The sequence below is a fragment of the Adlercreutzia sp. CNCM I-6215 genome (assembly GCF_977072315.1).
This window is the reverse complement of sequence record NZ_CDRVMA010000013.1, coordinates 37900-62182: the sequence shown is the minus strand read 5'-3', so window position 1 is coordinate 62182 and position 24283 is coordinate 37900. Positions and strand designations below refer to the sequence as shown.

Annotated in this window: 17 protein-coding genes and 1 pseudogene; 5 read left to right on the top strand and 13 right to left on the bottom strand. The window is 63.7% G+C overall.

Translation table 11 applies throughout. The features are described from left to right. Positions 1-55: 55 nt before the first annotated feature. Both ACW4LP_RS10170 and ACW4LP_RS10165 read right to left on the bottom strand, forming a co-directional pair. Positions 56-1336, bottom strand: coding sequence for an MFS transporter (locus tag ACW4LP_RS10170; RefSeq protein WP_455803789.1), 1281 nt, complete (start codon positions 1334-1336; stop codon positions 56-58). A 295-nt stretch (positions 1337-1631) separates the two neighbouring features. Beyond that, complete coding sequence (locus ACW4LP_RS10165) at positions 1632-2792, bottom strand: acyl-CoA dehydrogenase family protein (RefSeq protein ID WP_114539132.1); 1161 nt, start codon at positions 2790-2792, stop codon at positions 1632-1634. Between the two features lie 270 nt (positions 2793-3062). On the opposite strand from ACW4LP_RS10165, the gene ACW4LP_RS10160 reads away from it, so the two are divergent. Beyond that, positions 3063-4373 carry a CaiB/BaiF CoA transferase family protein gene (locus ACW4LP_RS10160; RefSeq protein WP_022739816.1) on the top strand — a complete coding sequence of 437 codons (1311 nt, stop codon included), beginning with the start codon at positions 3063-3065 and terminating at the stop codon, positions 4371-4373. 333 nt (positions 4374-4706) lie between these two features. Here the strand turns inward: ACW4LP_RS10160 and ACW4LP_RS10155 are convergent, their stop codons facing one another. The 7 genes from ACW4LP_RS10155 to ACW4LP_RS10125 form a co-directional block, all read right to left on the bottom strand. Continuing rightward, the gene (locus ACW4LP_RS10155) at positions 4707-5381 is read right to left on the bottom strand and encodes a 4Fe-4S dicluster domain-containing protein (RefSeq protein ID WP_022739815.1); all 675 of its coding nucleotides are present in this window, start codon (positions 5379-5381) and stop codon (positions 4707-4709) included. Continuing rightward, positions 5378-7747: a DMSO/selenate family reductase complex A subunit gene (locus tag ACW4LP_RS10150; RefSeq protein ID WP_418379749.1), complete on the bottom strand. Its 2370-nt coding sequence runs from the start codon at positions 7745-7747 to the stop codon at positions 5378-5380. The genes ACW4LP_RS10155 and ACW4LP_RS10150 overlap by 4 nt, the downstream gene beginning before the upstream one ends. After that, positions 7741-8640 (bottom strand): helix-turn-helix domain-containing protein, encoded by a 900-nt coding sequence (locus tag ACW4LP_RS10145; protein ID WP_022739813.1) that lies wholly within the window; start codon positions 8638-8640, stop codon positions 7741-7743. Before ACW4LP_RS10145 ends, ACW4LP_RS10150 begins: the two co-directional genes overlap by 7 nt. Positions 8641-8746: 106 nt before the next feature. After that, positions 8747-9433 carry a TorD/DmsD family molecular chaperone gene (locus ACW4LP_RS10140; RefSeq protein WP_412669260.1) on the bottom strand — a complete coding sequence of 229 codons (687 nt, stop codon included), beginning with the start codon at positions 9431-9433 and terminating at the stop codon, positions 8747-8749. A gap of 26 nt (positions 9434-9459) precedes the next feature. Further along, positions 9460-10626: an NrfD/PsrC family molybdoenzyme membrane anchor subunit gene (gene nrfD / locus ACW4LP_RS10135; protein WP_279054572.1), complete on the bottom strand. Its 1167-nt coding sequence runs from the start codon at positions 10624-10626 to the stop codon at positions 9460-9462. Between the two features lie 9 nt (positions 10627-10635). Then, complete coding sequence (locus tag ACW4LP_RS10130) at positions 10636-11253, bottom strand: 4Fe-4S dicluster domain-containing protein (protein WP_173114037.1); 618 nt, start codon at positions 11251-11253, stop codon at positions 10636-10638. Positions 11254-11265: 12 nt separating this feature from the next. Further along, positions 11266-13686, bottom strand: a complete 2421-nt coding sequence (locus ACW4LP_RS10125; RefSeq protein ID WP_455803788.1) for a molybdopterin-containing oxidoreductase family protein — start codon at positions 13684-13686, stop codon at positions 11266-11268. A gap of 229 nt (positions 13687-13915) precedes the next feature. Between ACW4LP_RS10125 and ACW4LP_RS10120 the strand changes: the two are divergent. Beyond that, positions 13916-14488: pseudogene (locus ACW4LP_RS10120) on the top strand (AAA family ATPase); the annotation flags it as partial. Positions 14489-14785: 297 nt separating this feature from the next. Beyond that, positions 14786-15064 carry a helix-turn-helix domain-containing protein gene (locus tag ACW4LP_RS10115; protein ID WP_022739807.1) on the top strand — a complete coding sequence of 93 codons (279 nt, stop codon included), beginning with the start codon at positions 14786-14788 and terminating at the stop codon, positions 15062-15064. A 304-nt stretch (positions 15065-15368) separates the two neighbouring features. Here the strand turns inward: ACW4LP_RS10115 and ACW4LP_RS10110 are convergent, their stop codons facing one another. From ACW4LP_RS10110 to ACW4LP_RS10100, 3 genes are all read right to left on the bottom strand, one after another. Further along, on the bottom strand, positions 15369-17240 hold the full coding sequence (locus ACW4LP_RS10110; RefSeq protein WP_455803787.1) for a flavocytochrome c: 1872 nt from the start codon (positions 17238-17240) through the stop codon (positions 15369-15371). A gap of 254 nt (positions 17241-17494) precedes the next feature. Next, positions 17495-18127, bottom strand: a complete 633-nt coding sequence (locus ACW4LP_RS10105; RefSeq protein ID WP_415979528.1) for a flavodoxin family protein — start codon at positions 18125-18127, stop codon at positions 17495-17497. Positions 18128-18212: 85 nt separating this feature from the next. After that, positions 18213-19091: an enoyl-CoA hydratase/isomerase family protein gene (locus tag ACW4LP_RS10100; protein ID WP_022739804.1), complete on the bottom strand. Its 879-nt coding sequence runs from the start codon at positions 19089-19091 to the stop codon at positions 18213-18215. 382 nt (positions 19092-19473) lie between these two features. Between ACW4LP_RS10100 and fadK (ACW4LP_RS10095) the strand changes: the two genes are divergently transcribed. Both fadK (ACW4LP_RS10095) and fadK (ACW4LP_RS10090) read left to right on the top strand, forming a co-directional pair. Then, a complete protein-coding gene (fadK, locus tag ACW4LP_RS10095) occupies positions 19474-21099 on the top strand; it encodes a medium-chain fatty-acid--CoA ligase (protein ID WP_455803786.1) in 1626 nt (541 codons plus the stop codon). A 165-nt stretch (positions 21100-21264) separates the two neighbouring features. After that, positions 21265-22899, top strand: coding sequence for a medium-chain fatty-acid--CoA ligase (fadK, locus tag ACW4LP_RS10090; RefSeq protein ID WP_455803785.1), 1635 nt, complete (start codon positions 21265-21267; stop codon positions 22897-22899). Positions 22900-23107: 208 nt separating this feature from the next. On the opposite strand, the gene ACW4LP_RS10085 is transcribed toward fadK (ACW4LP_RS10090), so the two are convergent. After that, positions 23108-24250, bottom strand: a complete 1143-nt coding sequence (locus tag ACW4LP_RS10085; protein ID WP_455803784.1) for an acyl-CoA dehydrogenase family protein — start codon at positions 24248-24250, stop codon at positions 23108-23110. Between the last annotated feature and the right edge of the window lie 33 nt (positions 24251-24283).

Below are 24283 nucleotides of genomic sequence, written 5' to 3'. Positions count from 1 at the left end.
GAGTCTCCACTCCCCGCTTTCCCGTTTAAGGCCGCCAGCGGTTCAAGGGATCGGACTACTCGGTCGTCCAGTCCTTCTTGTAGCCGGCGGCGGCCTTGAAGATGTACAGGCCGAGCAGCAGGATGACCACGAGCATGGCCAGCGCCACGATGAACTCGACAGTGAAGCCGAACGACGAGCCGAGCCACGCCCAGATCATAGCGGCGAAGGCGGCGATGAGGTTGAACACCGTGGAGACGCGGGAGTAGATGACCGAGTACTCGCGGGTGCCGAAGGACTGGCGGCAGATGACCGGCACGAGCACTACGGCGGTGGCGTAGCAGCCGCCGAAGATGAAGGCGCCCACGTACATCACGTACTCGGAGAAGGTGCCGAACCAGCACAGCAGGATGCCCGCCACGCCAGCGGCGAAGGCGAAGATGAGGGCGCCCTTGGCGTTCTTGTCGGCCGCCGCTCCCAGGACCACCTTGAAGATGGCCTGGCCCACCATCATGACCGAGGTCATGACGCCGCCGACGACGGCCACATCGAAGGCCACGTCGGTGAGCGACTTGGTGTAGGTGGGGAACTGCATGGCGATGAGGATGGCGATGTTGATGAGGCCGGCGAAGATGCAGATGGCGTAGAACATCGGGGTCTTCATGACGAAGCCGGCAGACAGGCCCGCGGGCTTCGCGGCCACCTCAGCGCCCGAGGCCGCCTTCTGCATGGAGGCGCCGTAGGGGGCCAGCCCGCAGTCCTCGGGAGAGTTGCGCACGCAGAACAGCGTGAAGGGCAGACTCGTGACGAGCGCGATGACGCCCCAGATGAGGTAAATCGTGTGGAAGTCGACGCCCGAGGCGGTCAGCGCGGTGAACACGGCGGACCAGATGGCGCCGCCGATGCCGGTGAAGGCCATGCACAACCCGATGAAGAAGCCGGCGCGCTCCACGAACCAGCGGTTGATGAGCGTGGGAATGGCCAGCCACAGGATGGTGATCTCGCCCAAGCCCAGCATGACGGCGGCCACGTAGAACAGCACGATGGTGTTCGAGAAGCTCATCAGCAAGAAGGCGCAGCCCACGAGCGCGGCAGAGGCGGACAAAAGGATGCGGATGTCCATGGTCTGCAGCAGCTTGCCCGCAAACGGCGAGGCGATGGTCATGGTCAGGTACATAACGGTGACGTACATGGCGAAGGCGGTGACCTCCACGCCCAGGCCCTCAGCCACGACCGGCTGGAACAGGCCCCAGGTGGAGAAGCACAGAGCCGAGCATCCGAACGTGATCATGATGCCCGTCAGAACGACGAGAAGGTGACGCACGGTCAGCTTCTCTTTGGTAGCGGTCCCACTCAAGGTAAACCTCCTCTATCGATTTCTTCTACTCTTGCGCAAACGTCGAACCCCTGTTGGCGTGAGCCGTGGACGGCGATCTTTCGCCGCTATCGTATTTGTACCGTAGAACGATTCCCTTGAGGATGGTCAAAAAGGGATGCTTTGTCCCATAATCTTTGCAAAAATAGGACAGATTCAGTTAATTTGTCCTAATATCGAAAGGATTTATGATTGATAGATTTCACAAATAGAAGAAACTGGGAGTATTTCTCTCCCAGTTTCCCATGATCGTTCGTATTGAGAAGGTGCGGCAAGCTTAGAAGGAACGGTAGTGTTCCATTATCAAGGGCGCGGCGATGTACACCATCACCTGGTCCGTTCCCTCGGCGATCTGATTGCCGCGGCAGTCCTCCCAGATGCGGCTCACGCGCGAGCCCTCGGTGTAGCCGAGGCCCCCCAGAATCTGCATGGCGTCCGAGGCCACCTGCACCGAGGCCTCGGGCACGTAGCGCTTCATGAGGGCCACGTCGAGCCGCTCGGTCTCGTCGGCGGCATCGATGGACCAGGCCGCGCGGTACACCATGGAGCGCATGTTGCGCAGGCGCACTTCCATATCGGTGAGAAGGGTCTCTATCTGCTGGAAGCGCCCCACCTGCACGCCGAAAGCCTTGCGGGAGCGCGCGTGGGCCACCGCGTCGTCCATGGCCGCCTGGGCCATGCCCAAGCTGGAGGCGCACAGAAGCACGCGCCCGTATTCCAGCAGATGGAACAGCTGCTGGAACCCTCCCTCGCTCGCATCGAGACGCCACTCCGGGGACAGCTCCACATCGTCGAAGGAGATGAGCGCGAAGGGCAGCATGGACTGGCCGATCTTGCTGATGGGTACGGCGTTGATGCCGGGCACGCTGCGCGGCACGAGCCAGAAGGACAGCGACGGGTAGCGGTCCGTATCCCCCGCGTCTTTGTCGATGGCGGCCACCAATATATAGGGGGCGTACTCGCCGTTGTTCACGTAGGACTTGCGCCCGTTAAGAAGCAGTCGGCCGTCCACGGTCTGGCACGAGGTCTTCATGGCCATGGTGTCGGATCCGCCGTCGGGCTCGGAAATGGCCAGGGCGAACATGAGGCGGCCGTCGGCGCGATAGTCCTCGGCGATGGAGGCGGCCTCGGCGGCCCCGGCGAACCCGCTCATGATCTGCAGGTTGAACAAGTCGTTCTGGAACGGCAGCGTCGTGCCGGCGCAGCGGGAGAGTTCCTCCACGATGAGCACCTGCGAGAGCAGGCTGTGGGCCAGATCGGGCGCGATGTCCGGCTCGGCGGTCTCGTAGTACAGATCGACGAACTCCTTCATCACCGTATCGGGCAGACCCTGGTCGCGGCACCACTTGGCCACGCGCTCCGGCGTGAAGGTGTCGGCCCCGAACGTACGGAAGGCGCTGACGAGCTTCTTCTGCCCGTCGGTCAGCGTGAAGTCCACCTTATGGCTCCCTTCTCTTTACTATAGTGTGCATTCTACACGATGACCCTAGCACACCACTCCTTTGATTTGTTGAAACAGAATACCTTTGTTGTCCTGTTTGCATAGGGATAACTTTTCCATCTAGTGGTATTTTCTACTCAATTTCGAGTCTATTTTACACACATATTCTATTTTGTCCGTAGATAGGGGTTCTTTCCCCTGCGATGATAGGGATGCAAACAAACGAACCGCCCGACCAACCACTTGCATGAAAGGAGAGATGCTCCGATGACAGTCACCGAGAAGCTCAACGGTTACGGCCCGCTCGCCGGCATCAAGGTCGTCGAGATGTGCACCTACGTGGCCGCCCCGGCCACCGTCCGCGTCCTGTCCGAGATGGGCGCCGAGGTCATCAAGATCGAGTCCTTCGCCGGCGATACCCAGCGCACCCAGGGCCCCGGCTTCGGCTGCGAGCTGACCGATACGGAAGATCCCACCATCGATTTGAACAACACCAACAAGAACTGGGTGTCGCTCAACCTGAAGGATCCCGAGGGCCTGGCCATCGCGAAGAAGATGATCGGCGAGGCCGACATCTTCATGAACAACATGCGCACCGCCGCCCTGAAGAAGCTCGGGCTCGACTACGAGACCCTGCACGAGGAGTTCCCGGGGCTGATCTGGGGCCAGATGCGCGGTTACGGCGAGTTCGGCGAGTTCGCCCATGCCCCCGGCTACGATGCCGTGTGCTGGGCCGCCCGCGGCGGCGTGGCCGGCACCTTCCCCGAGAAGGACACCTCCCCCGCCATTCCCCCGCAGGCCTTCGGCGACTACAACACCGCCATCATGATGGCCGCCGGCCTTCTCGGCGCGCTCGTGAACAAGCTGCGCACCGGCCAGGGCGACAAGGTGGTCGTGAATCTGTACCACTCCGCCATCTGGGGCGGCTCCATCGGCCTTTGCGCGCAGCAGTTCGGCGCCGACTACCCGAAGTCCCGCACCGACGTGCCCAACCCCTTCAACAACACCTACAAGACGGCGGACGACAAGTGGCTCTACATCTGCCAGCCGCAGCACAACCGCTACTACAACGACATGATGAAGATCATCGGCCGCGACGACTTGGTGGACGATCCGCGCTACGCGACCATCGAGAACGTGAAGGCGAACCACCTGCAGCCGGAGCTCATCACCATCCTGGACGAGGGCTTCTCGAAGAAGGACCTGGAGGAGTGGCTCAAGATCCTGGCCGAGTGGGACGTGCCGAGCCAGAAGGTCTTCCGCTTCACCGACATCCTGAAGGACGACGAGGCCTACGTCAACGACGCCATCCGCAAGGTGAAGTACAACGCCTTCGGCGAGCATGCGCTGCCCACCACGCCCATCCGCTTCGGCGGCTACGGCGACCCGCCGATCATCCTCTCCAAGCCCATCGGCTACCACACCGCCGAGTACCTGGAGCAGTACGGCTACACGCCCGAGCAAATCGCCGAGCTGGAGGAGAAGGGCGCTGTGAAGTGCTACCACGGCGAGGAGGTGCCGGATACGATCTTCAAGTCCGAGCGCCAGGAGAAGGGCGAGGCCCCCTGCAACTGGTAGGCCCTCCCCCGCCAAACACGCTTCCTATCTCGATAAGGAGCCCCTCATCGCGAGGGGCTCCTTCTTTTTGCTTCTCACGCCTCCATCCTTTTGTGTCTCACCCCCTCCCTTGGCACCTCACTCCCCCATCTTCCGCAGCAACTCTTTCACGTTCATATACTCCACTTTCCTCGTGGAAGCTCTCGACCATCTCCCGCTTGGCAAGCACATCTTTCCAGCGGCGTCGTCATCCCGACGAAGGCGACGCGCGAACCGCACCGCGAGAGAATCACTGAGCCAGAATTGCCCCGAAGCCTCCCTGCAGGATGCAGATGGCAACTTCGCCCTCGCGTCTCAAATCTCGCCCAAGTTCCTCAGGGCATCCGGCCCGACGGCGCGCAACGCCGCCTCGCACGGCTCGATCGCGTAGTTCGGCTGGGTAATGACCGGGTCGGGCATCAGGGCCACGCGCTCGACCGCAAGCGGATGATCGGCGAGGTCGTCGTAGATGCCGAAGCCCAAAGCCCGCTGAGGGCACGCCTCCACGCATATCGGGCCCAAACCGGCGGCGACGCGGTCGTGGCACCCGTCGCACTTCTCGATGTGCGCGCTCGCCTCGTTGAAGCGCGGGGCGTGATACGGGCACGACAGAGCGCATACCTGGCACCCCGTGCATCGTTCGACATCGACCCTCACGAACCCGAATTCGTCCTTGGCAATGGCATCGGAGGTGCAGAAGCGCAAGCAAACGGGATTCGTGCAGTGGTTGCACGACATAGAAACGTAGAAGGCGAACACATCGTGCTCCCATGCCCCCTCGTCGTTCTGAGTCCAGATTCCGCCGGCGTACTCGTGCACGGTGCGAAATGCCGGGCCCACCCCGAGGTCGTGGTAGTCCCGGCAGGCCATCTCGCAGGTCTTGCAGCCGGTGCAGCGCCGCTGGTCGAACGAGAAGCCGAACTGATGGTGCGAATCGCCCAAAGCGTCCGCTCCCGCGACGGGCGCGGACGTCACCTTCGCGCGCGTCATCGCGCCCCCTCCCCTCGGCCCGCCTCAGCCTCACGCCGCGCCGCTTCCGCCCGTTCGGCGTCGGTCAGGTGGCGCAGACGCACCAGACACGAGTTGTGCGGATTGCCATGTGACCACGCCGTCGGCTCGTCGGAGGAGACCGTGTTGGCGCACCCACCCCAATCGAGGCGATCGCCCTGCATGTCCGCGTCGTGCCAGGCACCCTCGGGCAGCGCCACCACGCCCGGCATGATGCGCGGCGTCACCCGCGCCCGGCACACAAGGGCGCCCCGATCGTTTTCGACGACCACCAGAGCGCCCGAGGCGATTTGGAGCCGCTCGGCATCGACGGGGTTCACCGACAAGCGCCTGGGCACCACGACCGCAAGCTCGGGCACGTTGGAAAATGACGAATGCGCGCTCTGTCGCCCGTGATAGCTGATCATTTGGAAGGGATAGGGGCCGTCAAGTGCCGCCTCGGCGCCCTCGGGCGCGGCGATGTACGCCGGGATCGGGCTTACCGGCAGACTCGGATCGGCCGCCAAAAGCTCCGCGACCTTTTGATCGTATATCTCGACCTTCCCCGAGGGCGTGGGCAGAGGATGCGCTTCCGGATCTCGTCGGAAATCGGCGTAGGCGACCGCCTCCCCCTCGTAGGGACGCCGCACGACCCCCTGATCGGCCAGTTCGGCACGCACGGCCTCGGCGGAGGCGGCAAAGCAGCTCTCGCGCAGCCGCAGCTCGTCCATCTCGCCCAACGTGGCGACGCCTTCGCAGAAGGCCTCCTCCACCCCGAGTCTGCGCGCGAGCTCGCGGGCCACCTCCCATGCGCACCGACGATCGAGCGCATCGCCGCCCCACGACGCAGCCGAGATGATGCCGCGGACGCCGTCGGAGTTTCCCGACGAAACGAGCACGTCGCGCTCGGCCTGGGCCACATCGGGCAGCACGATATCGGCGTAGCGCATCGAGTCGGTCATCATCACGTCGATGCCCACGATGAACTCGCACAGGCTCTCGTCGGCGAGGATCTCATGGGTTCGATTGATGTCGGCGTGCTGGTTGGTGAGCGCGTTGCCCGCATGGTTGATGATGAGCTTCACCGGCGTGTGCAGACAATCGGCCCCACGCACGCCGTCGGAAGCCGTAAGCTCGCCTCTCCGCTCGAGCGCGCGCGACCAGAGAAACGCCGGGATGGCCGTTTCAACGGGGTTGTCCCCCACCGGGTCGTCGGGAAGCGCGGGCCTAAAGAGCCGCTCGCGCGCCCCACTGTTTGTACCGGGAAGACCGAAATTGCCCGTGAGCAGGGCAAGCAGACAGATCGCCCGCGCCGATTGCTCTCCGAAGGCCGTGCGTTGCGGGCCCCAGCCCTGCATGATGAATACCCGCTTCGCACCGGCGAGCTCGCGGGCGAACGAAACGATGCGGGCCGAGGGGCATCCCGTGATGCGGGCAGCCCACTGCGGCGTCTTCGCCACACCGTCCGGCCCTTCCCCCAGCACGTAGGCGCGATAGCTCTCCGAGGCGGGCACACCCACAGGCATCGTCGCGCCGTCGTATCCGACGCAGTACCGGTGCAAAAATTCCTCATCGGTGTGCCCCTCGGTGATGAGCACCCAAGCCACGCCGGCCACAAAGGCCGCGTCGGTACCCGGGCGAAGGGGGATCCACGCATCGCCCTCGCCCGTTACCGCGTCGCTCTGGCACGGGTCGATCGCGATTACCCTGAAGGGGCGCCCCTCTCCCTCGGCCTCCTCACGCGCCTGCGCGAGACGGTACGCGCCGCTTGCCCCGCCCATGCGCGTGAGCGCTGGGTTGGCGCCGAAGAGCACCACCAAATCGGCCCGGGATGCCTCGGAAAGCAGCGATCCAGTGTAGTAGCCGTCGTCGCCAAAGAGCGACGTGCACGCCGTTTGCAGCTGCATGCAACTGTAGTCGCCGTAGATGCCCAAATGTCCGCCGTAGCAGTTCATCAGTCGCTCGAACGGCGAGCCGGAACCCGACCATATCGCCGTCGCGTAGGGAAGCAGCACCGCTTCGTTTCCCCATCGCGCAACCGTTTCCTTGATGCGCCCGGCAATCTCATCGAGAGCCTCGTCCCAGCTGATGGGTTCGAACCGACCCGAGCCACGAGGCCCCACCCGGCGCAGCGGCTCGTTCAAGCGATCGGAGCTGCCCAGCCAGTAGCGCAGGGCCCGGCCGCGCAGGCACGCGCGCATCTGCGGGTTGCCGGGCTCCTCGGGGCGACAATCGGTCTCCGTCCAGAGAATCTCGCCGTCGCGCACTTGGAGGCGCAGCGCGCAACGGGATCCGCAGTTCACCGAGCACGTCTGCCACACCTCTTGCGCCCCGTTCCGGCCGGACGACCACCCCTCGCGCCTTACCATGGAAGCTCCGCCAGTGCATCGAGGGCTGCATCCTCCAGCTCGAGCAAATGCTTGAGCGCGCGTTGCACAACCCGCTCCTCCACCGCCTCGCCGAACATCGACACGAGCACGGCGTACAGATCCTCGGCCACCTCCTGCACGCAGATCATTCCCTGGGGCGTGAGCTTGAACAGAATGCCGCGAGCATCACGCTCGTCGGGCACGCGCACCAAATAACCCTGTTCCTCCAGACGCACCGAGGCCGTGGTCACATAGGCCCGCCCCGTTCGCAGGAAGGCCACCATATCGCGAGCGCGCATCATCCTCGCCGCTGTACGGCGCTTGGGATAGAGCTCCAGCAAAAAGCGGAAATCAGTGAGCGATAGCGACGTCGCCTTCTTGACGGCCGTCTGAACCGCATAATGGAGCATGGCCGTCGCCGCCAGCCCGCGTCGGGCATCAAACGCCTCGGACGCCTCCCCCGCAAGGGGCCTGCGCGCGTAGTAGCTACCCGGCATCGAAAACGCGCGGCGCAGCAGATCAGCCAAAACAGCGCGTTCCTCTTCGGAAAGGTCATCCACGCACAGCGCGAAGAATGCATTCAGGCGCTCAGTCAACCGTGCCGCTCTCTCGCGCCCGGCCCGCGTCAGCTCGATACAGCCATCATCGCAGACCCTAAGAAGATCCCGATCCGCCAGAACGCCCACCGCTTCGTCGACATCGGCCGGCTTCAGCACCAACAGCCGCGCGGCGCGCATCGGGAGCACCCGTTCGGATTCAGGCAAGGTCAGCTGCGCCAGAAGACGAAACTGAAGCGGGGTCATCTGCTTGGGGAGAAGCTTAGTCACGCCTCGGGTCGCCTTGGCGATCACAGCGCACCACAAGGTGACGATATGGGCCTTCGCATAGTCCACGTCCCGCCCCTTTCCGCCTCTGCGTCCGATCGGCGCGCAAAAAAAGCGCCTGCACCTGCGACATTATAGCGTACGCAGGAACAGGCGCTAAGCGAGGGGGCCTTCTTTAGGCTACCGAGGCCAACGTATTCGGCGAAGCGGCTTGAACGACCCCGAGCAGACCGCCGGCGAGATCGGCCAGAAGGCCATAATAGGTCGCCCCCTCCTTGTGCAGCGCCGCTGCAAATTGCCCGAACCACGGAACCAAATCGGCCTCGACGAACGACTTCAGCAAAGCTGCCTCCTCCGCCTTTGCAAGGCCGTTCGAGGCCGCCCGCTGCGCGAGCGCGCTGCAGTAGAGGAGCTCGATACCGATATGGTCGGCATACTGGTTGTTCTCGTTCGACACCTCGAGCCCCGCATCGCGAAGGCGCTCCTGCATGCGAAACGTCGGCTCGCCGAACCCGTTCGTCACACCTTCCTGCACATAAAACGACTCCCAGGGTGCCACTGCCGGCTCCGGCGGCCCGATGAACAGGCGCGCGTACTCAACCGAGACATCGCGCACGCGCTCGTCGCGCGGCGTGCCTTCGTCCGCGGCGGCCCAGGCGAACAGCCCGTCCAAAGCGCACGTCACTTCTTCGCTTCCGAAATCGGGGAAGGCGGCCCAAAATGTCCGGCCGAGTCCCGCATCGGACGTTTGGCTCATCGGGGCGAGAAATGAGTTCCCCGCGAAGGCCAGCGCCCGGGCCAGCTCATGCGCGGCCGCCTCCTCGCACCCGTAGGGCCTCTCGTGCTCCAAGGCGTACTCCATGACGCACTCCCTTCCTCTCCTTAGTCCTATTTCTCGCGGCGCTCCACGATCAGCTTGCTCGCGAGCACCATGAACGCCAAGATCACCAGGGAAATCACGCCGGCGACCACGAGGATCTCGATCGGCGTGGGCGCATACGAGCTCAGCACCGCAAACGACGCCGTGCCGGTCGCGTGCGCCGCCTCACTCGAGCCGGAGATAATGCCCGGCGCGCCCATCACGTTGGGAACGATGAAAGCGGTGAACAGAAGCCAGATGCGCTTGCAGAACACGCCCACGACGATGAGCACGCAGGCCACGTTGACGAGCACGGCGCTCTGGCGGTTCTTCGCGAACACGAGGATGCAGAACGGAACCACCAAACCGCAGATGATCTCGAACCAGAAGAAAGGAGCGGTAGGACCGGTCGTCAGCAACGCCAAAGTCTCCGCTCCGGCCGCTCCGGGATAAGCCATAGTGAGCACTTCGCAGAAGATGAAGAACGCGTCCACCGCCACGCACGTGCACAGAAGACCGGCGAGCATCGCCATGAGCTCGCGGGAGGTATCGTAGATGCCGGCCTTCTTCAGAATGCCGAGCACCACAAGCAGAAGCGCGAGGCCCGAATCCATAGCGCTCGCCACGAAAATGGGAGCCATGATAGCCGTGTACCAGCCCTCTTTGGCCGCTTCCAGACCGAAGATCCACGCGGTCACCGAGTGCACCAGAATGGCGCAGGGAAGCGCGAAGCGCGACACGATGGACACGGCATGCTGGTTGCCGCGCGTCATGAACACGAGATAGAGCACGTTGATGATGAGGTAGCAGGTAATGACGCACACGTCCCACAGAAGCGGGGAGGTCGGATTGGGGCCGGTCAGAATGCGCCACACGCGCTGAATGCCGCCCAAATCGATGAGCACGAACATGCCCGCCGCGCAGATGCACACCGTGGAGAGGATGATGGCGGGAAGCGCCACCGCCTTGAACTTCGTGATGTGGAATACGCTCGCCGAGGAGGCCACGATGAGGCCGCCGGCGGAAAGACCCACGAAGAACATGAAGTTGGTGATGTAGAGGCCCCACGAGGTGCCGTTGTTCATGCCCGTCACCGTCAGGCCGAAGATGAGCTGGTACACCCAGCACCCCACGCCCACGGCCACCACCACGGCCAGGATGGCCGCCAGGACTTTGTATCGCTTGATCAGTTCCATGAGAGCCTCCTATTCGAAGTAGTGAACGGACGGACGGGTGCCCTGGCCTTCCAGGAGCGTCCACGCCTTGCGGTTCAGAATGGTCTGGGAAATCTCGCTGTCCGGATCGTCCAAGTCGCCGAAGATGCGCGCATGGGCCGGGCAGCACACGACGCACATGGGCTCCTCGCCGCGGTCGGTGCGCTCCTTGCACAAGGTGCACTTCTCGGCCACGCCCTTGGGACGCACCGGCACCTCGGCATCGCCGTAGTTGGCGCCCGTCACGCGCACCGGCGTCTGCCAGTTGAAGTTGCGCGCGTTGTAGGGGCAGGCGGCCATGCACATGCGGCAGCCGATGCACTTGTCGTAGTCGATCTCCACGCGGCCCTTGTCGTCCTTGTAGGTGGCGCCGGTGGGGCACACGCGCTGGCACGCCGCGTTCTGGCAGTGCTGGCAGGCCACGGGCAGAAACGTGCGCGTCACGTTGGGATAGGTGCCGAGCGCACCGTCCATAACGTCGCAGTCCTCGGTGAGCACGCGGTTCCACAGCATTCCCTCGGGCACGTTGTTCTGCATCTTGCACGACAGGGCGCAGGTGTGGCAGCCGACGCACCGGTCGAGGTTGATGGCAATGGCTAGTCTGGTCATGATGTCCCTCCCTTACGCTTTCTCGATCTCGACGAGCGTGTCGGAGAACGGAATCACCGGGCCGCACATGAGATCGTAGCCGCGCTCGATCATCGTGTTGTTCGTGACGTTCTGCAGGTTGCCCGCGACGGTGTAGTCGGCCGTGGCCGCCTCGTAGATGCGCGCCGAGCCGGGACGGATGGCGTCGTTCGCAGCCGCATGCACTTCGAACTCACCGCGGTCGTTGAACACGCGCACAGTGTCGCCTGTCTCAAGGCCACGGCTTTCCATATCGGCCGGGTTCAGCATGACGAGCGGCTCGTACATCAGCTGGAGCCAGTCCGAATCGTAAAACTGGTTGTGGATGCGGAAGCGTGTGCGCGTGTTGGTGAGCTGGAGCGGGAACTGCGCGCGCAGGGTCGCATCGGCGATCTCGGTGCAGGGCTCCCACTGGGGTAGCTGCTGGTCGAAGGGCACCATGGTGTCGTAGTACAGCTCCATGCGGCCCGTCGGCGTCGGGAACACTTGGTCGGGCACGACCTCGCGGATGACCTCGCGATCGGGCACGGGCCATACGGCACCGTTCTCCGAGATCTTCTCCACCGTGAGCTCGGACACCCACGGCTCAGTCGAGGTGGAAAGAATCGCGTTGCAGCGATCGACCGAGCTTGCGGGAATGCCGGCCTCAAGGCCCAGGCGGCTCGCCAGCTCGCGCTGAATCCACAGATCGGTATGCGCCTCGAAAAGCGGATCGATGACCTTCTCCTGGATGACGATCTGGCTGTAGCCCGCCTTCACGTTGCCGAACGGCTCATCGTACTCGAAGCGCGACGTGCACGGCAGGATGTAGTCGGACCACTTCGCGCCCTCGGTGAAGTAGGGATCCATGGTCACGATGAAGTCGAGCGTGTCGGCCCAGTCGCAGGTCACGTTCATGTTGGCCAGATGCTGCGCCACGATGTCGCCGCAGAAGATGGCCGCATGGCAGTTGCTCTCCTTGTAGGGCATGTCGTAGATGCTCACTTCAGATGCGGCGGCAGCCCAGTCCTCCGGCATCGCCCACGCGCCAAGTGCCGGGGCGTAGCTGTTGTAGGACTGACCCACGTAGACGCCCACGCCCGTGCCCGGCTTGCCCACATTGCCCGTGATGGCCACGAGCACCGCGGCGGCGTGCCCGGCGATATCGGCGTTGGTCATCTTGTCGTTGCCGCCCCAGCCAAGCGCCAGCGACGAAGGGCCCTCGGCGTACTCCTCGGCCAGGCTGGCGATGCGCTCGGCGGGAACGCCCGTGATCTCGGCCGCCCAATCGATCGTGTAGGGCTTCTGTCCCTCTACGAGCTTATCCCACACCGTAACCGCGTTGCGGCCGCGCACCTGGGCGGCGCCGGAGAGCGCCGGCGCGGCGCATTGGGTGTGGTGGACCGGCGCGCCGGTTACCGGATCGATGACGAAATAGGGGTTCTGCTCGGGCGTCTCCGGCTCGGCAGCGGCTGCCGCATCGACCGGGGCGATCTCCTCATGATCGCGGATGAGCAGGCCCGTCTCGGCGTCGACGAGGAACGGCATCGTCGAGTGCTGCGCCATGAACTCCTCGTCGGTAAGACCGTTATCGATGATGTGCGAGATCATGCCCAAAAACAGCGCCGCATCGGTGCCCGGCTCAATGGGAATCCACTCGTCGGATTTCGAGGCGGTCGTGGAATAGTGCGGGTCGACCGTCACCATGTGCGCGCCGGCTTCTTTGGCGTCGAAGAACGTGAACACGTTGGGCAGGCTCGACTCGCAGTAGTTCGATCCCACCGTGAGCACGAGCTTGGAACGCTGCCAATCGCGCGCCTCGGGGGCACACATCGCGTACCCCGCGCCAAAGCCCATAGCCGGGTCGAGCCCGTTGCCGGTGCCCACGTCGATGCCGTCGAAGCCCCCGTTCTGCGCGCCCAGCATGGGAGCCAGAAAGCCGAAGTCGGCCTCGGCGGTGGCGAGCACCATGATGGAGTCGCGGCCGTAGGAATCCTGCGTGGTCTTGATAAGCTCGGCGATCTCGTCGAGCGCCTCGTCCCAGCTGATCGGCTCGAACTGACCGCTCCCGCGCTCGCCGACGCGCTTGAGCGGCGTCTGCACGCGGCCCTTCCCGTAGATGTGCGCGACCTCCGAGATGCCCTTCAGGCAGATGGTCTGGAAGTCGGGGTTGCCCACGCCGTTGGGCTGCACCTTCACCATGCGCCCATCGCGCACCGTGCACGCCAGCGAGCACATGCCCCCGCAGTGGCTCTGGTGGTAGGTGCGCGCCACATGCTCCTCTGGTGCGGCCTCGGCGGTGGCCGGCGCGAGCCAGCCGTCGACAGACGCCATGCCCGCCACACCGGCGAGCCCCGCAACGCCGGCCGCGGCGCCGGCGGTCTTCAGGAATCCGCGGCGCGTCAGCTGCCCGCGCGTGCTTGAAGACTCGGTCATCTCTCCTCCTTGCTCTCGTTTTCAAACGGGTTTTGAAACCGCGCAAAAGTATAGGAGCGAAACCGGTGAAATTCTAGGAAACAAGTTTCCCATCTATAGGCTTTGAACTGGTGTTTTACAAAAATTCTGAGGTAATTTGGTAAACAAAAGCGTCGGTTCCCTGCGCCGCCGAACACAGAGGGACCGACTTCGCAAATCAGATCAATCTCAGGCCAACTGCATCCAGGTCATGCCTGCCGTGCGCGACTCCGTCGTCGTCGACAAGTCGCTGCTCATCGCTGACCTCTTCCGCAGCGGCTCGAAGGCCACGCTCTTCTGTCGGCCGCGCCGATTCGGGAAGTCCCTCAACCTGAGCATGCTGCACTGCTATTTCGAGATCGCGCCATCCGACTCCCCCGCCGAGGCACCCGATGACGACGTCTTCGCGTCCATGGCCATCTGGGACGAGGACGCCGTGGCGTTCCGCAAGCACCACCGCGCCTATCCGGTCGTCCATCTCTCCTTCAACAACACCAAGGCCCAGACCTGAAGCGAGGGGCGGCGCTCCATCGAGGAGAACATCGTGGGCGAGCACCTGCGGCACGGCTACCTCGCCGAGAGCGCCGCGCTCTCGGCGGAGGAAAGGGCACTCTTCTCCCGTATCGCAGGAAGCCACGGGGAGGACCAGCTGCCGACCAACTCCCTGCTCCTCCTTTCCCGCCTGCTCTTCCAACACCATGGGCAGCGCGCAGTGATTCTCATTGACGAGTACGACGCCCCCGTCATGAGCGCGTCGGCCAACCATTACTACCGGGAGGCCGTGACGTTCATGAAAATGCGGGCTACCATACCACCGACGATGTTGAGATGCCGAACAACACCCGCATCCGGCGGACCCTGCGCATCCCCAACGCCGAGATCCGCGAGCTGTACCGCACGGAGATCATCGAGCGCTTCTCCTCCGTCGCCGTGACGTTGCAGGCCTAAACGCTGCTTTATCAAGTGCAAATACTCGGTTCCAAAGCAGATATATCAAATTTATTACACCCTATAGCCTAATCTTTCGATTAGTTTATCATTTTGTGATACTATGTATCATATTCTTTACAAAAGGAGATCCATGCTGCTCAACGAAGACATAGCGGAAAGGGTCAGAGAAGGCCGGCGACGGCTCGGTTTGACGCAATCCGATCTCGCAAACCTTGCCGGAGTGAGCCGTCCCACCATTGCCCGCATAGAAGGAGGAGGCGCAGAGCATATCGCCCTGGGCACCGTTGAGCGCATTCTCAACGCCACCAATTGGGAGCTCAGCCTCGATCGCGGGGTGCGCCCCAAAATGCGCAACGATTCCTTCGACATGGAGGCCTATCTCGATTCGCTGTATGGTGATGCGCGATGAGTTCCGCGCGCGAGAAGAACCTCGAGGTACTCATCGCCGGGGAAGCCGTCAGCAACCTCTCCATGTCCAAACCCATAGATATCACGTGCCTGCAAGCCTAGGCCCCGACCCGGCTTCTCCCGCGCGTATCCCGTTGCCTTCCACAAGGCCCTGGCGGCGAGAGGCACGGCCGCCGTGGCGGTACGGAGGTAGGTCGGCTTCCGCAGAAACACTTTACCCATTAAGTGCACAGCAAAGCGGGCCCCTCACCGTGAGGGGCCCGCTTTCTATTCCCGTGGCGGGAAGAAGGCTGTGCCTGGAAGAATTATGCCAGGGCGTACTTTGCGGCGTTGGTGCCGGCGTTGCGGCCGAAGGTCATGCAGTCGGCGATAGCGTTGCCGCCCAGGCGGTTCTCGCCGTGGATGCCGCCGGTGCACTCGCCCGCGGCGTACAGGCCGGGGATCGGCTCGCCGTCGGCATTGCAGGCCTCGGACTCCACGTTCACGCGGATACCGCCCATGGTGTGGTGCACGGTGGGCACCTTGCGGCAGGCGTACCAGGGGCCCTCGGTCATGGCCGCATCGGCGGTGTTGTCGGCCACGAAGCCGAATTCGTCGGTGCCGCCTTCCACCACGGCGTTGTAGGCGTCGATGGAGGCCTGCAGGTTCGCGGCGTCCACACCCATCTCGCCGGCCAGGGCCTCCACGGTGTCGCCAGCGACGATGTGGCCCAGAGCCAGCATGTTGTTGATGGTGGCGCCGTTGGCGTCCGGCTCGTCGGGATCGGGGTAGCGCAGGGTGTTCACGACGATCCAGTAGGTGCCGTCAGGCTGGGCGAAGATGTTCTTGCACAGAACGTCGCGCTCGGCGCCCTCGTTCACGAAACGCTTGCCGTCGGTGTTCACGAAGATACGGTTGCGGCCGGAGGTGCGGATGTCCTCCATGAGGCCCGTGCCCGGGGTGCCGCAGGGGTGCAGCTGGATGTCGGACAGGCAGATGAGCTCGGCGCCAGCGTTCTCGGCGAGCACCATGCCCTCGCCCTGGGCGCAGGGCTTGATGTTGGTGCAGCCGATGGAATCGTCCAGCACGACTTCCTTCCACACGCCCGTGTTCACCTTCTGACGGTACTCCACGTTGCCGCCGAAGCCGCCGGTGGCGATGACCACGGCGCCGCAGTTCACGGTGACCTCCTGCTCGCCGTCATAGAGCGCCTTCACGCCCACCACGGCACCGGCGTCATCCAGGATGAGCTCTTTGGCCTGCATGTCGTTGAGCAGCATGATGGCATCGGCGTTGTCGTCGATGAACTGCTGGAACGAGCGGATGTAGGTGTTGCCCGACGGCGTGGCCGGGTAATGGCTGCGCTGGCCGAGCGATCCGGTGGCCGAGCCGATCTCGTCCTTGAACTCGACGCCCAGGCTCTCGAGCCAGTGGACGGAATCCAGCGCATTGTCCGTGAGGAAGTGCACGAGCTCGGGATTGTTGGTGTTGTGGCCGCCCTTCATGGTGGTCTCGTAGAAGGTGGGGATAGAGTCCTCGATGCCCTGGGGCTCCTGGCGCTCGGGATCGACGGCGTTCAGCGCGCCCTCGGAGACGTTGGTGGAACCGCCGGTAATGCCACACTTCTCAAGCACGATAACGCCCGCGCCGGCCTGCACGGCCGCGATGGCCGCCGCCAGGCCCGAGCCGCCGCCGCCCACGACGCACACGTCGGCGTCGTAGACCTCTTCCACCGCCGGCTTCTCGGGCACGGGCGCCTCCGAGAGCACCTCGAAGGCCTGAGCCTGCTTCGCGCAGTCCTCAAGACCGGTCTGCAGGGAGAGCGAGGACAGCGTCGCGCCGGTGACGGCATCGATGTTGATGGTCTGGTTGTCGATGGCCTGCTGCTGCAGGGCCTTGAGCGCATCGGCGCCGACGCCGAGCGACTCCTGGTTGGCCGACGTGTCGATGGCCGTGATGGCGTCATCGGAGAAGGTCACGGTCATGGTGTAAGGGGCATTGTGGCCCGTCACCTCGGTCGTGTAGGTGCCCGCCTTCCACGGCGCGGAATCGGCCAGCTCCTCGGCACGGGTATGGGGCGCGCAGCCGGCCAGACCGAAGCTGGCCAGACCGCCCCAAACGCCGAGGACGGCCGCCCCTTTGCAGAACGTACGACGAGAGATGCCATTCAGGGGAACAGAATCGGATGTGCGGGTCATGATGAGCCTCCTTCTAACGCGTCACAGTAAGGGAACCGGGAGTCGCTTGAAGGATCAGCCTGCCGAACTATCGGACCGCCCAAGTGGCTCGAACGATTACCTGATAGCTGGACTTTAGCGCGCCAGACAGTGGTAACTGCCAGTCAACAGGCGCTTGTTGGCTTTGCGCGCGAACTATGTAGGAACTCTGAAACCCTGTCAACAATTCGTCACATTGGGCACCGATCTGTTTGATTCGCTGCACGGGAAAACCGCTACCGCAGGCGCGCGGCCAGCGAGACGGCCTCGCGGCCCAACTGCCTGGCCAGGGCAAAGCCGATCTTATCGGCCTTCACGGAACGCCATTGGGGCTGGCCTTCCTCGCTCAGCCCCGCGAAACCCGTTGCCACCACGCCGCCGGCCAGCGGCGCGCCCTGGGTGCGCGGATGGACGGCGAGCATGCCCTGGGTGGCGAACCAGCTGTCCAGAAGGGCGAGCGTCCCCTCCCCTCCGCAGTTGTTGAGGCCGGCCGTGGAAAGCGCGCCGCCCACCTTGCCCGTCAGCACGTTCTCCACCATATGGAAGGGGCGCGTGCGATCCATGAAGTTCTTCATCCGCGCGCTCACCGTGCCGAAGTAGTCCGGCGAGGCGAGCAGAACCACGTCGGCGTCCCGCAGCTTCTCGTAGAGGTCGTTCATGTCGTCCGCGAGCGTGCAGCTCGTCTGCGCGAGACAGCGGTTGCAGCCGATACAGAACCCGATATCGAGCCGGGAGAGCTCCACCAGCTCGCCGCTCACCGGCACTCCGAGCGCCGTCCCCTGCTCGGCCGCGCCGTCGAGCGCCGCCTGCAGAAGTGCCGCCGTCCCCTTCCCGGCCCGATGGCTCCCATTGATTCCCAGCACTTTCATGGGTATTCTCCTCTCCAACGAAGGGAGCCCCGGCCTTGTGGGCTGCGGGGCTCCAGATAGCAGGTTCGGTTTTGCCGATCCTCTCTTACATGTTGTGGAAGGCGTACTTCTCCGGGTTCTCCTTCACGTCGGCACGATTCTTCGGGTTCATCTTCAGCGTGCCCATGATGCCGTCGTTGGTGTTGGAGGCCAGCACCTGGTTGCGGTTCTCCATCTTGATGCAGTTCTCGAAGCTGGTGCCGTCCAGCGAGCACTGCAGGGCCTCCTTGGTGAGGCGCAGACCGAACGGGGCGGTCTCGCGGCACATCTCCTCGGCCATGGCCACGGCGGTCTCAAGCACGTCATCGTCGGCCACCACGCGGTTGGCGAAGCCCCACTCGTAGAGCTTCTGGGCATCGAAGCGGGCCGGGTTCATGAGGATCTCGCAGGCGCGGGCGTAGCCGACGATCTTCGGGAGGAAGAAGGAACCGCCCATGTCGGTGCCGGTGTAGCCGATGGACAGATAGCCGGCGTTCATCTTGTAGGACTCGCCGAGCACGCGCATGTCGCAGGCGCAGGAGATGGACAGGCCGCCGCCCACGGCGAAGCCCTTCAGGGCGCCGATGATGGGCTGCTCGCAGCGGCGCATGTTGATGATCTGGTCGGAGCACATGCGCTGCATGATGTAGAAGTCGCGCTGGATGCGGCCCATGTCCTCGGGCGGATCGAGGGCGAGGTCGTTCAGGTTGAAGCCGGCGCAGAAGGAGCGGCCCTCGCCGGTCAGCACGATGACGCGGCAGTCCTTGTCCATGCGCACCTTGATGAGGAAGTCGTTGAACTCGGCCATCTGGGCGTAGGACATGGCGTTCAGGTTGTCCGCATCATTGAAGGAGCAGATGTAGACCGGACCGCGCTGCTCGATCTTCAGCTTCTCGTAGTCGTAGGTGAACTCGGGCAGATGGTAGGCCTCCTGGTAGACACTCATGGATGAACCCCTTTCGCGCTTGTTTACTCAAGTTTTACTTTTTAGCCCATTAGAATTTTGTTCCGCCTGACTTGCTTTTGATTTTTAAGGATGACACAGCGGTTTTCCACGGACAATTTTGAAATATTGTTTCTTTTACTACCCAATTAATTGATTTTGTGGGTCTATAGATTTCCGCGCATCGCTTGGCCCTATTGACTCATCAATTATTCCAATTATCTTTTCTCAATTTTGGCTTCCTGTCCGATAAATACCTTTGTATGCTAAAAGCACGAATTTCTTCTGGGTATCAGCGGAGGCGCTCGAGCACCGGGGAGCCGCGCACGAGCGGCCGGGCGCTTCCGTGGCAAAAGGGTTTTAGGTTCTTTAGAAAGGAAGGCCTATGATCACCGATCTCAAGATCAACGAGGAGAAGAAGAAAGAGTACTACGAAAAGGGGTATTGGACGCACGACACCATCCGCGACGTCTGGGAGCGCCAGGCGCGGGCGAACGCCAACAAGGAATACGTCGCCGACGACCAGGGCTGCCGCATGACCTACGGGGAAGTGGACGACGCGGCAAGCCGTCTGGCCGCGTGGCTCGTGTCCCAGGGCATAAAGCCCGGCGACGTGGTCACCCTGCAGTTCCCGAACTGGGCCGAGTTCACCATCGCCTACGTGGCCTGCTTCAAGGCCGGCGCCGTCATCCAGTCGCTCGCCCGCAACTTCAACGGGGCCGACCTCACCTACGCCATGAACCTCGTGGAGAGCCGCGCCTACATCGGGCCCACCTCCTTCCACGGCGTCGATTACGAGCAGCAGATCCTCAACATCGCCGGCGACATCCCCACCCTGAAGGTCATCGCGCTGGTGGACAAGAAGGCCCCCAAGCAGACCGACCTGCCCACCGTGGCCGAGATCGTTGCCACTACCGAGCCCCTCGCCGAGAAGGTGCCCGTCGAATCCGACCAGGTGGCGTGCCTGCTCTCCACCTCCGGCACCACGGGCAAGCCCAAGGAGGTCATGCTCACCCACAACAATATCCTGTTCTCCGAGCGCGTCTTCGTGGAGGGTCTCGAGCGCACCGCCGATGACGTCATGTGGATGCCGGCACCGCTGAACCACGCCGTGGGCTTCTTCCACGGTCTCGTGGCGCCGATGCTTCTGGGCGGCCGATCCGTGCTCATGCAAGACTTCGCCGTGAAGGACGCCATCGACCTCATCAACGCCGAGGGCGCCACCTGGTCCATGTGCTCCACGCCGTTCATCTACGACATCGTGAAGTACCTGGACGCCCATTCGGACGAGTCGCTGCCCACCTACGTGCTGCACTCCTGCGGCGGCGCGCCGGTGCCCGGGGCGCTCATCGACCGCGCCCACAACCACGACATCCTGCTCTGCGAGATCTTCGGCTCCACGGAGAGCTGCCCGCACGTGTTCGTGCCCCCGAGCAAATGCGTGGAATGGAACGGCGACTGGTCCGGCATCCCCTTCCCCGGCATCGAGGTGCGCTACATCGATGAGCAGGGAAACGATGTGGCCCCGGGCGTCCAGGGCGAGCACATCTCCCGTGGCCCGCACCAGTTCGTCGGCTACCTGAACGAGCCGGAGCGCACCGACCGCGCGCTCACCGACGACGGCTGGTGGTTCTCGGGCGACCTGGGCTACATGGACGAGGACGGCCGCATTCGCATCAACGGCCGGCGCAAGGAGATCATCATCCGCGGCGGCGAGAACCTGTCGGCCCGCGAGATCGACGACAACCTGGTGGGCTGCCCCGGCGTGGGCGAGTCGGCCACCATCGGCATGCCCGACGACCGCCTGGGCGAGCGCATCTGCACCTTCGTGGCGCCTTTGGGCGATACAGTGCCGACCCTGGAGTCGGTCACGGCCTACCTGGAAGGCGAGGGCGTGCCCAAGCGCCTGTGGCCCGAGCGCATCGAGATCATCGACGAGATCCCGAAGACTCTCATGGGCAAGGTGCGCCGCAACGTCCTCACCGACGAGCTCGCGGCTCGCATGGCCTAAAGCAGCCGGCACGTCAAGCTGGCACGATATCAATAGGGCATTCCTATGAATGCCCTCTTTCTTACTATGACCATTTCGACACGGTCGTTTGTATGATAGTAACTACAAGGTTCGTGGCCGCCTGGGGAGCGATAGCGGCCGGTCAGAAAAGCAGAAGGGGCTGACATGATCGACGACCTGAAGATCAACGAGGCGCTTAAGAAGCGTTGGTACGACAAGGGGTATTGGACGCACGACACCATCGCCGACATCTGGGAGCGAACGAGTGCCGCTCACCCCGACCGCGAATACGTCTGCGACGACACGGGAAGCCGCCTCACCTACGGGGAGGTTGACGACAAAGCCGGGCGTGTGGCCGCATGGCTTGTCGCCGAGGGCGTGGAAGCCGGCGACGTTGTCACCCTGCAGTTCCCCACCTGGGCCGAGTTTACCATCGCCTATGTGGCCGTGCTGAAAGTCGGCGGCGTGGTGCACCCGGTGCCGCGCAACTACAACGACGTGGATCTGGAATACGCCATGAACCTCGTCGGCTCCCGAGCCTACCTCTCCCCCACCTTCTCCCACAACACCGACTACGAGGCGCAGATCCTCTCTGTTCGCGACGCCATACCGAGCCTGGCCGCCATCGCCGTGCTGGACAAGCAGGCGCCGAGCCACTCGGAGCTTCCCACCTTCGACGACATCTACGGGCGCTTCGAGCCCTTGCGCGAGCCCGTCGCCGTGTCCGCCGATTCCGTGGCCTGCATTCTGCCCACCTCGGGCACCACGGGCAAGCCGAAGCAATCCATGCTCACCCACAACAACATCCTGTTCTCCGAGCGCGTCTTCACGAGCGAGCTCGGGCGTACGCAGGGCGACGTCATGTTCATGCCCTCGCCCTTGAACCATGCTACCGGCTTCTTCCACGGGCTCATCTCCCCGCTTCTGCTCGGCGGCCGGGCCGTGCTGCAGCAGGACTTCCGCCCGCGCGAGGCCATCAAGCTCATGAACGCCGAAGGCGTCACCTGGTCCATGTCGGCCACGCCGTTTATCTACGACATGCTGAACGTGCTGGACGCCGAGGACGGCCTGGCCTTCGACACCCTGCGGCTGTTCTGCTGCGGCGGCGCGCCCTTGCCCCCGGCGCTCATCGAGCGCGCGGCCCGCTACGGGGTGCTCCTCTGCGAGATCTACGGCTCCACGGAGAGCTGCCCGCACGTGTTCGTACCCCCGGAGAAGTGCGCCGAATGGAACGGCGCCTGGTCGGGCGTTCCCTTCGCGGGCATCGAGGTCAAGGTCATCGACGAGGCCGGCAACGAGGTGCCCCGGGGCGCCCAGGGCGAGGAGATCTCGCGGGGGCCGCACATGTTCGTGGGGTATCTGAACGAGCGCGACCGCACCGATCGCGCCCTGGACGATGAGGGATGGTTCTATAGCGGCGATTTATGCTACATGGATGGGGAGGGGCGCATCCGCATCAACGGGCGCAAGAAGGAGGTCATCATCCGCGGCGGCGAGAACATCTCGGCCCGGGAGATCGACGACGACCTCATCGGCGCGCCGGGGTTGGCCAACTCGGCCACCATCGGCATGCCGGACGCGCGCCTCGGCGAGCGCATCTGCACCTTCGTCGTACCGAGCGACCCCGCCGCGCCCCCCACCCAGGACGATCTCATCGCCTACCTGAGGGAGCGCCACGTGGCCAAGCGCCTGTGGCCCGAGCGCATCGAGATCATCGACGAGATCCCCGTCACCGCCACTGGCAAGGTGAAGCGCTTCATCCTCGCGCAAATCTTGAAGGAGCGCATGGAAGCGGAGTGATCTCTTCACCGTCGGTAGAGTAGGCTGCCGCTGGGAGGTGTGCCTCCACGCGCAGTTCCGCAGCGAACGAAAGTGCCCAGTGGGCACTTTCGCCGAGCGAGGACTGTTTGAGCATGGAGGTATACCTCCCAGCGGCAGCCGGACAAGCAGCAAAAAGCCCGAGCACCGCTGATCGCGCTCGGGCTTTTTGCTAGAGACTTCTTTTAACTTATCGGTACTCCCGGTCGAGCTCCTTGGCGATGGTCATGCGCTGGATCTGGTTCGATCCCTCGAAGATCTGGAAGATCTTGGCGTCGCGCATGAGCTTCTCAACGGGATACTCCTCGGAATAGCCGTAGCCGCCGAGCACCTGCACGGCGTTGCTCACCACCTCCTGCATGGCGTCGGTGACGAAGGTCTTCACGATGGCGCCGTCCTTGCGCACCATCTCACCGGCGTCCATCTGGCGCATGCAGTTGTTCACGAGGACGCGCGCCGCCTCGGTCTTGATGGCCATATCGGCCAGCATAGCCTGCACCATCTCGAAGTCGATGAGGCGCCGCCCGAACTGCTTGCGCTGCTTGGCGTAGGCCACGGTCTCGTCGAGCGCCCGCTGCATGATGCCCACGGCAAGCGTCGAGATGAAGGCCCGGGAGAGGTTCAGCGCGTTCAGCGCGATGGACATGCCGCATCCGACTTCCCCGATGACGGCGCTTCTCGGTACGCGCACGTTCTCGAGAACGACCTCCGTGGTGTCCGACAGGCGGAAGCCCATCTTGTGCTCCTTGGCGCCGGCAGCAAGGCCCGGGGTGTCGCCGTCGATGAGGAAGCCCGTGATGCCGTGGGCGCCGGCTTCCGGATCGGTCTTGGCGAACACAACGTAGATGTCGGAGATGGAGCCATTGGTGATGAAGGTCTTCGTCCCGTTCAGGACGTACTCGTCGCCGTCGAGCACCGCCGTGGTGCGCATGGCGGCGACGTCCGACCCAGCGTTCGCCTCGGTGAGGCAGAAGGCGGCGAATCCGTTGTTCTCGGTCTTTTCCACGAAGTGGCGCGCCTGCTCCTCGGTGCCGTTCAGAAGGATGTTGCGGAAGGCGACGAAGTTCGTGACGAAGGTGTCGGCGTAGGCGGCGTCAACCCAGGCCAGCTCCTCGAACATCATGGCGCAGGTCTCGTAGCTTAAGCCCATGCCGCCGAACTGCTCGGGGATCTCCACCATGTGCAGTCCCAAATCGAAGCCCCACTGGTACAGCTCGCGGGGGCACTCCCCTGCCTTGTCGGCCGCGGCCACGTGCGGCATGACCTCGTTGCGGGCGACGTCGCGCACGAGCTTCACGAGTTCGCGCTGCTCCTCGGTGTAGGTGATGGCCATAGGTTTCCTCTCTCTTTCAGCCCCGCGGGGCAC